The organism is Neisseria sp. P0022.S010, from assembly GCF_051956635.1.
Genome location: NZ_JBQCXF010000125.1, coordinates 1 through 7791, shown reverse-complemented (window position 1 = coordinate 7791; position 7791 = coordinate 1). Strand labels below are relative to the sequence as shown.

The 7791-nt window shown below is 50.0% G+C and carries 12 protein-coding genes and 1 pseudogene; 3 read left to right on the top strand and 10 right to left on the bottom strand.

Features of this window, described 5'->3' with window-relative positions; translation table 11 throughout:
* Nucleotides 1–340: 340 nt before the first annotated feature.
* Nucleotides 341–1033: a transglycosylase gene (locus tag ACTHUT_RS11370; protein ID WP_070632767.1), complete on the bottom strand. Its 693-nt coding sequence runs from the start codon at nt 1031–1033 to the stop codon at nt 341–343.
* An 84-nt stretch (nt 1034–1117) separates the two neighbouring features.
* Nucleotides 1118–1687, bottom strand: coding sequence for a hypothetical protein (locus ACTHUT_RS11365; RefSeq protein WP_250601473.1), 570 nt, complete (start codon nt 1685–1687; stop codon nt 1118–1120).
* Nucleotides 1688–1721: 34 nt separating this feature from the next.
* On the opposite strand from ACTHUT_RS11365, the pseudogene ACTHUT_RS11360 reads away from it, so the two are divergent.
* Nucleotides 1722–1933, top strand: a pseudogene (locus ACTHUT_RS11360) (hypothetical protein); the annotation flags it as partial.
* Here ACTHUT_RS11360 and ACTHUT_RS11355 read toward each other — a convergent pair.
* The 3 genes from ACTHUT_RS11355 to ACTHUT_RS11345 form a co-directional block, all read right to left on the bottom strand.
* Nucleotides 1924–2589 (bottom strand): YqiJ family protein, encoded by a 666-nt coding sequence (locus ACTHUT_RS11355; protein WP_049230802.1) that lies wholly within the window; start codon nt 2587–2589, stop codon nt 1924–1926. The pseudogene ACTHUT_RS11360 and the gene ACTHUT_RS11355 sit on opposite strands and share 10 nt — an antisense overlap.
* A gap of 158 nt (nt 2590–2747) precedes the next feature.
* A complete protein-coding gene (locus ACTHUT_RS11350) occupies nt 2748–3230 on the bottom strand; it encodes an OsmC family protein (RefSeq protein WP_250601471.1) in 483 nt (160 codons plus the stop codon).
* A gap of 68 nt (nt 3231–3298) precedes the next feature.
* Nucleotides 3299–3526: a hypothetical protein gene (locus tag ACTHUT_RS11345; RefSeq protein WP_003743669.1), complete on the bottom strand. Its 228-nt coding sequence runs from the start codon at nt 3524–3526 to the stop codon at nt 3299–3301.
* A gap of 128 nt (nt 3527–3654) precedes the next feature.
* Between ACTHUT_RS11345 and ACTHUT_RS11340 the strand changes: the two genes are divergently transcribed.
* Together ACTHUT_RS11340 and ACTHUT_RS11335 are read left to right on the top strand one after the other, a co-directional pair.
* Complete coding sequence (locus tag ACTHUT_RS11340) at nt 3655–3999, top strand: hypothetical protein (RefSeq protein ID WP_003767095.1); 345 nt, start codon at nt 3655–3657, stop codon at nt 3997–3999.
* Nucleotides 4000–4048: 49 nt separating this feature from the next.
* Complete coding sequence (locus ACTHUT_RS11335) at nt 4049–4501, top strand: PepSY domain-containing protein (RefSeq protein WP_250601469.1); 453 nt, start codon at nt 4049–4051, stop codon at nt 4499–4501.
* 92 nt (nt 4502–4593) lie between these two features.
* Here ACTHUT_RS11335 and ACTHUT_RS11330 read toward each other — a convergent pair whose 3' ends face one another.
* From ACTHUT_RS11330 to ACTHUT_RS11310, 5 genes are all read right to left on the bottom strand, one after another.
* Nucleotides 4594–5049, bottom strand: a complete 456-nt coding sequence (locus ACTHUT_RS11330) for a hypothetical protein (protein WP_250591626.1) — start codon at nt 5047–5049, stop codon at nt 4594–4596.
* 1 nt (nt 5050) lies between these two features.
* On the bottom strand, nt 5051–5713 hold the full coding sequence (locus ACTHUT_RS11325) for a PspA/IM30 family protein (protein ID WP_250601467.1): 663 nt from the start codon (nt 5711–5713) through the stop codon (nt 5051–5053).
* Nucleotides 5714–5755: 42 nt separating this feature from the next.
* On the bottom strand, nt 5756–6517 hold the full coding sequence (locus ACTHUT_RS11320) for a hypothetical protein (protein WP_250601466.1): 762 nt from the start codon (nt 6515–6517) through the stop codon (nt 5756–5758).
* Between the two features lie 153 nt (nt 6518–6670).
* A complete protein-coding gene (locus tag ACTHUT_RS11315; protein WP_250601464.1) occupies nt 6671–7237 on the bottom strand; it encodes a hypothetical protein in 567 nt (188 codons plus the stop codon).
* A 26-nt stretch (nt 7238–7263) separates the two neighbouring features.
* Nucleotides 7264–7764, bottom strand: a complete 501-nt coding sequence (locus ACTHUT_RS11310) for a hypothetical protein (RefSeq protein WP_009312451.1) — start codon at nt 7762–7764, stop codon at nt 7264–7266.
* Between the last annotated feature and the right edge of the window lie 27 nt (nt 7765–7791).

Here is a 7791-nt window from a genome sequence, read left to right as displayed (position 1 = left end):
CGAGCATGACACCGGAAATGGTGCCGAGGGAAACTAAGTTCATGGGTTTTCCTTTCTTGTTGTCGATATACCCTTGAGGGGCGTGGGTTCAGACGGTTTTTTAGGGTTTGGGGTCGTCTGAAAGGTTAAAAATCTGGGATTTTAAAGGTAGGTCGGATTCAAGAATCCGACCTACCATTTCTGTTTTTTGCAAACCGTAGCGTGGGCTTTGCCCGCGACTTACTGCCGCTTGAATTAAACGATCATCCGAGCTGTTTGCTTCGTGGGCAAAGCCCACGCTACGGACTTGGTTATTTAACATAGGCATCATGTCGAATTACGCCGGAGACGGATATTTGGCCTACCACGTTTTCTGTTGTTGTGCATATTTTTGGAACAATTTTGCCAACCCATTCCAGCAGTAATATGCAGCACATCCCGACAGTACGGTTAGGATGAAGATAAAGCAGAAAGTAGCAGGCTCAATTCCTTCAGGCAATGCCATTTGGCGTAGAAGCGCATACAGGCAGAGCAAGATGGTTGCCGACCATAACAGTGCAAAAATAAAGCTCCATATCAGCCGCCATACCGTTGCACGGACTTCGGTATTTTTCCGTAGCCGGTAATCGGCAATCAGCCGTTTGCCGCGCAAATATGCAGACACGCCCGCCAAGCCGCTAAAAATCAGGCAAAAAACCACCAATCCTATGTTTTGTTTATCGAAAATGATGCTTGCAAAAAATAAGGCGAAAAATGTTTCAAGCGTCCATATTGCCCAATGAATGGCGGGGTAGCGGATTTGCGGGTTTTCAGACGACCTGAACCAGCCTGTCAGTCGTCCGCCGAAATAGATACCGTACCACGCCCCTGCCGACAATAAGGCGACGAGTATCAGATTTGCAGGTTCACTGCCCGCTCTGGTCAGACCATACAAAGCCGTTACACCCGACAGAAACGCGGCAAGCCACAATATTAAGGCCGTTGTCCGTTTCAGCCATAATGCTGCCGAGTTGGATTTTTCCAAACTTGGCTCGTTGTTAAGAGAGTTATCCATACAAATTTGTTTTCCTGATTATTGTTTTGTGTTTTATCAATATTCTTGGGTGTTTCTTTTTTCGCAGTCTGATAGCTGGGTATCTTACCTTGAATTCCACTGCCAACCTGTTAATTCAATAAATTCGTTTTGGGAAGCTGTTGTACAAATATTGTGTCTTCCTAAGCCCAGCAACCCGCCGATGACTGTTGTTCCTCTGCGTTCGGTAATCAGACTGACTCCGACGATGTCCCGCATATGTATACGGTCAAACTTCCTGTAAGCCCCGTCATGTCCGCCTTGATAACGGATGCGTCCGAATGCACCGTAAATAATCAATTTTTCGCGATCAATATAAATCGATTTTCGGGTCGTCAGCCCGCACCACCAACGTTCCGCACGCCACAACCACCATAGCGTGAATACAATAGCCAGCAGCCAAGTCATGTTGCTAGAAAGCGATAGATCCATCCATTTCACTATCTTCAGCCAGAGACCGCCCACGCCGATGAGACCGAACAAGAAAGCAACCAAGGATTGAAACAACAAACCTCTGAATAACGAATGCTGAAACAGCAGTCCGTCGCCGACAACGATGACTCCTCGCGGCAGCTTGTTTTTCAACGCTTCGATGCGGGATTGCATATCGCGCTCGGACTGCGCCAAATGATCCATATCTATCCCCGTTTTGTTTTTCTAATTAATTGATAAAAATGATGGTTCATTGCAAACCGACGTTTATAGTGGATTAAATTTAAATCAGGACAAGGCGACGAAGCCGCAGACAGTGCAGATAGTACGGAACCGATTCACTTGGTGCTTCAGCACCTTAGAGAATCGTTCTCTTTGAGCTAAGGCGAGGCAACGCCGTACTGGTTTAAAGTTAATCCACTATATCTTTTCAGACGACCTCAATCCACCAAGCTCCCGCTCGGATTCAAAATTGCCTTAAACGTATTTCCCTCCAGCGACACCAGCAACACCGTGTCGCCCTGTTTCAACACTTCGTCGGAATCCGGTTCTGCCATCACATAATGCTGCTGTCCGTACACATCCTTCACCCGCACCTGCGCCGCGCTGCCCGCCCGTGCTTCGCCCAGCACCACTGTGCCGATGCGTCCGATTAGACTTTCCTGCGAAACGGCGGTGGTTTCGTCTTTGGGCATGATTTTGTACAGTCCGCCCGCCGTCAGGCGCACCAGCGGCAGCGAAAGGAACCACACGGCTACTGCCGCCAGCCATCCGTTCAGATAGCTGCCGAACACGGCGGCAAAGGTCGTCTGAAACAGGTAGCCCGTCAATCCGTACACGGCAAGGAACACCACCATCAGCATCAACACCGGCACGCGACCGACATACAGCCAGCTCAGAAACCTGACGAACACGCCTGCGTCCGCAGCGTCCAGCCCGACTTCGGCGTGCGCGGTTTCGGTTAAGCTGTCGGGCAGCAGGTTGTCCAGCCAGTCGCTGATGCCGCCCGCCAGCATGGAGATGACTTCCAATACGCCGAGCAAAACCATCAGCGCGATGGCGATGCCGAAGATTTCCGTTTCGGGGGCGTTGATTAAATTCCACATATTCCGTTCCTTGTTCTATCAACTTTCAGACAACCTTAAATAGACAAATAATACTTCTAGAATCGAGGTCTGGATTCCCGCCTGCGCGGGAATGACGGCATTAGGTATGTCTTATTTGAATTTGACCTATCCGTGCATCCCAAACAGACATTCGGTTTTCAGACGACCTCTCCGCTCTCAATTTCGGCGCGGCATTCAATCGGAAAGTTGACCGAGTTGGCGATGAAACACAGACGGTGCGCTTCGTGATGCAGTTCCAAAGCCTTGGAGCGGTCGTTTCCTGCGGCGATGGTAACGCACGGCTTCAACACGGCGGAGACGAAACGCCCCGCGCTCCCATTCCCGCCTTCGTCCATCACCGCTTCGGCATGATCGGTGTAGGCGGTAACGCAGATGCCCGCGTCGGCACACAGGTGCAGGTACCATAGTTTGTGGCAGGCAGAAACGGCGGCCAACAGCATTTCTTCGGGGTTCCAGCGACCCGCATCGCCGCGGAAGGCGGGGTCGGCGGAACTGTGCAGGTCGGGCTTGCCCTCGGCGGAAACGGTAAAGTTGCGCAAATAAGCGGTGTAGGATGATGTGCCTTCGCCGAGATTGCCCGTCCATATTGTCGCGGTGCGGTAAGTGTGTTTTTTGCTCATTTTGACATTCCTTTCAATTATTTACTGTTCGCGGCAATAAAGACGGTATCCGCCTTGAAACGCCGACTCTAGTTGAGCCAGGCATAAGCCGATGCGCCCGCCGCCAAACTGATGCCCAGCCACAGCAGGATTTTGGTTTCCGCCCATACGTCATCCCAATACCGCCCCCGCAGCGCGCTGATGATGTCGGGGGTGCAATAGAATTCGACGCATTCGACAAATTCGTCCCAATCCTTAAACATCACAAAGTAAAGCAAGACGGCGGTTAGCAAGCCGATCAAGATGGCAAAAATCATGAAATTCCCCTATTTTTCAGACGACCTGTGCGTACCGTAAAGAAAGGTCGTCTGAAACCGCTCCTAACTTTTCCCTAAGTCCTGCGTGTTTAAATGTCTATACCGACAACAGACGCAAAGGGAACGAAATGAAACATTCTCAGTCGCAATATACAAAGCCGTCCAAACCGCTTTTGAAAAAACTGCTGCTTCCTGTCGCCGCTGTTTGCGCTATTTTTCTTGCAGCAGAAGGTTTCGACCTTTACGAAGACTACGCCCAATACCGCATGGAGACAGACCCGGCGTTCGCGCAACACCACGACCGCGCTTTGTCCATCCTGCATAACAGAGGCTACGAAGTCCACGATTCCGACACCGACCTCTATTGGGCAAGACCCGTTTTGGAATTTGAGGCCTACAAAGGCAGCTTGGAATACAAAATCGTGATGTCTTATCCCGATTTGAACATTCTCGTAGAACGCGTCGATTTATAATCCGCTTCCGAATATTCTTTACTTACCCCACGTCCCGAAAGGATACGACATGAAAAAACTCTTACCGGTATTACTCTTAGGCAGTATCGCACTGACCGCTTGTGCCGCCCCTTATCCTTACGACTATTACGATGACAACTATCGTACCGACCGCTACGAGCAGCGTTATGACCGTTACGATGACCGCTATGATGATCGTCGTTACGACGACCGCTATGAGCGCGATTACGACCGTAATGACGATTACCGTTACCGCGACGGCAAGTATTACGATGACGACTACATCGAACACCAAATTTACAGCGATCCGTCTTTCGAGCAAAAACGCGCACAAGTGATGCGGATTCTCGAACGACGCGGCTACCAAGTTCACGAAATCGAAGCCGATGACCGCCGCGGCCGCCCCGTATTGAAAGCCGAAGCCTTCAAAAACGGACGCGAATACGACATCGTTTTCTCATGGCCGGATTTGCGCATCATCAGCGAACGTATCGACTACTGATTCGTTCCGCCAACGCCGCAAGGACAAGCTCCGCGCGGCGTTTTTCTTTTCAGACGACCTTTCCGATAGAGAGGGTCGTCTGAAAACATGGATTATTTTATATAACGAAGAAATGCAATCAGATTTTCATAAAACATCCAAGCCCAAAAAACATACGCAATTAGAAACGGACGATGTTTAAGGAAATTTTTAAACTTTATCCGGCTATGGCATTTCTCCTCTAGTAAATCTAAGAGTTTTTGCTGCTCAGACTCTTCGCAACCTTCCAAAATCTCTGCTTCCAGCATTTCTATGGCTTTTTTGATATGGATTTTCCATCCATCCGCAATCAATTTGTCGCCATATTTTGCCTTCAAGTCATTTGTAATAATAACTGCATAGAATCCCATAATTAAAATAGAAGCAACTATTGCGGGAATGGGGTGATTATCACTAAGAGACCAAACTGCAACAGTTGATAACAGCAACCATGCAGCATGGTGATTCAACATCTTATGGTGGTAATCAATCTGCTCAGCAAGCTCATAAATCTTATTAACAAAATTCATCTTATTTCCCCGCCTTTAAGGCTGCCAATCGTTCGGCAATACGGTTGTTGCGGCTCAAGTCTTCCAATTCCTTCAATTTTGCCAACTGCGCCGCATCGGTGCTGCTATGTACCGCGTTTTGACGACCCATCACGCGGTCAAAGGTGTTGCCGCTTTTTTCGGCATCACGGGCGATGCGGTTGAGGTCGCTGCCGCCTGCCGCTTTGCCTGCCCCCGTGCTTTGCTGCGCCGCGCACCAGCCTTGCAACTGCTGCTGCATCTCGCGTTTTTTCGCCTGCAAGGCGGCGATAAAACCTTCAAGTTCTTTTTCCTGTGCGGCGCAGTCGGCGATGGTGTTTTCCAAAACAGGCAGCCGCGCTTCGATGTCCATTTGTTCGGCGATACCCGCCTCGGCAAGATCGTCGCGCCCAGCGGCTACGGCAGCTTGCAGGTTGGCATCGATGGCTTCGTGGCGGTTGCTCTCGTCCGCCATTTTCTTGGCGGCAAGGTGTTTCTGCGCCAACACTTTGCCTAATTCGGCACGCACTTCGTCCACCGCCCGCTCGATTTCGCGGATGCTCTCGTTCATGACCGCTTCAGGTGCAAGGTTCTCCGCCGCATCAATCAGGGCATGAAAACCGCCGCTCACCAGACGGCCCACTCTGCGGGATAGGGTTTCGCTCATTTGGATTTTCCTTTCTTTATGAAATCATGAGAAATATTGTGTTTAGCCGGCATTCGATTGTGCCAACCAGTCGTAACATTGCTCCCATGACAATGTTTCGTTTTCATCTTCTTTGCCTTCCAGCAGGGCTTGTTCTAAAGCTCGTCTGAATCTGGTACGGGTATTCGGGTGGGCAAACCAAGCCGACAGTCGGGCGGCGAATTGCGTTCTATTCGGACAATGCTCGGGCAGATAGCAGACTTTGTACCAATCCGGCTCGTTGCTGCCATACGGAATGTCTAAGTACAAATCGACAAATTCGCGTAAAGCTGCCGTTTTATCCGCCTGTTCCGTCCACAATGCCAACAGTTCGTCGACAACATCCAATCCGGCGAATTGAAACATATTCAGCCAAACGACCAAGCAGCCTTCATAGCGGGGCGCGGTCAGTTGCGATTCAAACCAAGCGGCGGAGAAACGTTTTAACCAATCGATTTCTTCTTTTGTCCAGCATTCGGGCAAATCGCAACGCAACTTATCGAGCAACGTTTCATCAAGCGATCGGACATCTTCCTCGTTGACCAAAGCCTGCAAAATACGCGGCAGAAAATGTTTCATGTCTAAAGCCGTCGCAGCTCCTTTGTCCAAAGGCACGCTGCCCAAATACGCCTGCAACATATCAGCAGGAATTTCGCGTAACGGATATTTCAGTAGCGCCTGTTGGAAATCTTCGGGAGAGCAGCTGTTGCAAGTGCAGATATTCAGCGGGAAGCGCACGCTGTAAGGTGCAAATAATTCGTATGCTTCTGCTATCCATTTTTCCATCTTGTTGCCTCTGTCTTTGATGTCCGACATGAATGTTTAGGAATGAGAGGGAAGCGGATTTCAGACGACCTCAAACCTTCCTCGCCTGCTGCACAATCAAGGCATGAAAATCGCCACTCACTAAACAACCCAATCTGCGAGATAGGGTTTCGCTCATTTGGATTTTCCTTTTAATTTTTCTTTTCGATAAAACACATACAAACTGCCGCAAGCAGCCAGATACATGCCATAACAAACCAGGCGGTCAAGCCAAGGCTCAAGCCGCTTATCTCTCAATGCAACAGCCAATTGTTCCGGCGGTACAACCAACACTTGATGTCTGCCATCCTCTACATATTCTATCTGCTGTATCACCAAACCCTGTGGCGTGTCTCGATAGCTTAACGGCGTATAGAAGCGGAAGCCTTCAATGCTGATGATTTTTTCCGGACGGTGGTTATCGAAAAACTTGAGTCCTTGCCCGTCAACAAACCGAGCGGTATTCACGGAATAATGCTTCCCACCATACTCCAGTGCAGCAAAGGGAGGGCGTTTGGGTGGAATATATTGAATATCGCCACTCAGGCGCACAGCTTCTTCACGTACAGGCTGGAACAGACTTAGTGCCATCGTACTGCCCGCTAAAACCAGTGGTACACTGAGCATTATCACGGCGGCAATCAAATCTGTTTTGCTTATTTTGGGTATCATGCGCCCACTTTTCTCGCTGCCGTACTCCATTTTTCATTCAGCCTTTCCTTCACGCCTCAAACCTCGCCCGCCTGCTGCACAATCTTCGCCAGTTTCAAAGTGTTTTCAAGCTGTTGCAGCACGGTATCGTCGTATGCCGCGCCTTTGCCGGTTACGGCGAGCTGCAGGATGCTGTCGGTCAGGCGGACGATGCGCCACATCAGTTCGCGTTCGTATTTTTTCAAACTGTCGAGGTCGGCTTCTTCGGGCAAGTCGGCGGCGAGCGTCGCGCCCAAGTCGGGCAGCTGTTCAAACAAGCGCGCCACGATATGCGAATGCGCCCCCGCCTGCTTTTCCGCGTGCAATACATCATGTTTCGCCGCTTGGAAAAACTGCTCCTGCGCCGTCAGCGCGGAACCGTAATCGCGCGTCTGCGTATGCGCCAAACGCGCCTGCTTGAGCAGCTCGCGGATTTTTTCAGACGGCGTATTCGCACCTTCTATTTTTAATTCAGCAATAAAATCAGCGTCTTCCTGAGTAATTCGCACGCTGACTGGGATACGGTTTGTTGCATTCATATTCGTTTGATTTGATTTGTATTCATT

Bases quoted from the DNA above. Each gene is read 5' to 3' on its own strand.
- ACTHUT_RS11370 (WP_070632767.1), bottom strand. From the start codon at position 1,033: ATGGATAACTCTCTTAACAACGAGCCAAGTTTGGAAAAATCCAACTCG.
- ACTHUT_RS11365 (WP_250601473.1), bottom strand. From the start codon at position 1,687: ATGGATCATTTGGCGCAGTCCGAGCGCGATATGCAATCCCGCATCGAA.
- ACTHUT_RS11355 (WP_049230802.1), bottom strand. From the start codon at position 2,589: ATGTGGAATTTAATCAACGCCCCCGAAACGGAAATCTTCGGCATCGCC.
- ACTHUT_RS11350 (WP_250601471.1), bottom strand. From the start codon at position 3,230: ATGAGCAAAAAACACACTTACCGCACCGCGACAATATGGACGGGCAAT.
- ACTHUT_RS11345 (WP_003743669.1), bottom strand. From the start codon at position 3,526: ATGATTTTTGCCATCTTGATCGGCTTGCTAACCGCCGTCTTGCTTTAC.
- ACTHUT_RS11340 (WP_003767095.1), top strand. From the start codon at position 3,655: ATGAAACATTCTCAGTCGCAATATACAAAGCCGTCCAAACCGCTTTTG.
- ACTHUT_RS11335 (WP_250601469.1), top strand. From the start codon at position 4,049: ATGAAAAAACTCTTACCGGTATTACTCTTAGGCAGTATCGCACTGACC.
- ACTHUT_RS11330 (WP_250591626.1), bottom strand. From the start codon at position 5,049: ATGAATTTTGTTAATAAGATTTATGAGCTTGCTGAGCAGATTGATTAC.
- ACTHUT_RS11325 (WP_250601467.1), bottom strand. From the start codon at position 5,713: ATGAGCGAAACCCTATCCCGCAGAGTGGGCCGTCTGGTGAGCGGCGGT.
- ACTHUT_RS11320 (WP_250601466.1), bottom strand. From the start codon at position 6,517: ATGGAAAAATGGATAGCAGAAGCATACGAATTATTTGCACCTTACAGC.
- ACTHUT_RS11315 (WP_250601464.1), bottom strand. From the start codon at position 7,237: ATGGAGTACGGCAGCGAGAAAAGTGGGCGCATGATACCCAAAATAAGC.
- ACTHUT_RS11310 (WP_009312451.1), bottom strand. From the start codon at position 7,764: ATGAATGCAACAAACCGTATCCCAGTCAGCGTGCGAATTACTCAGGAA.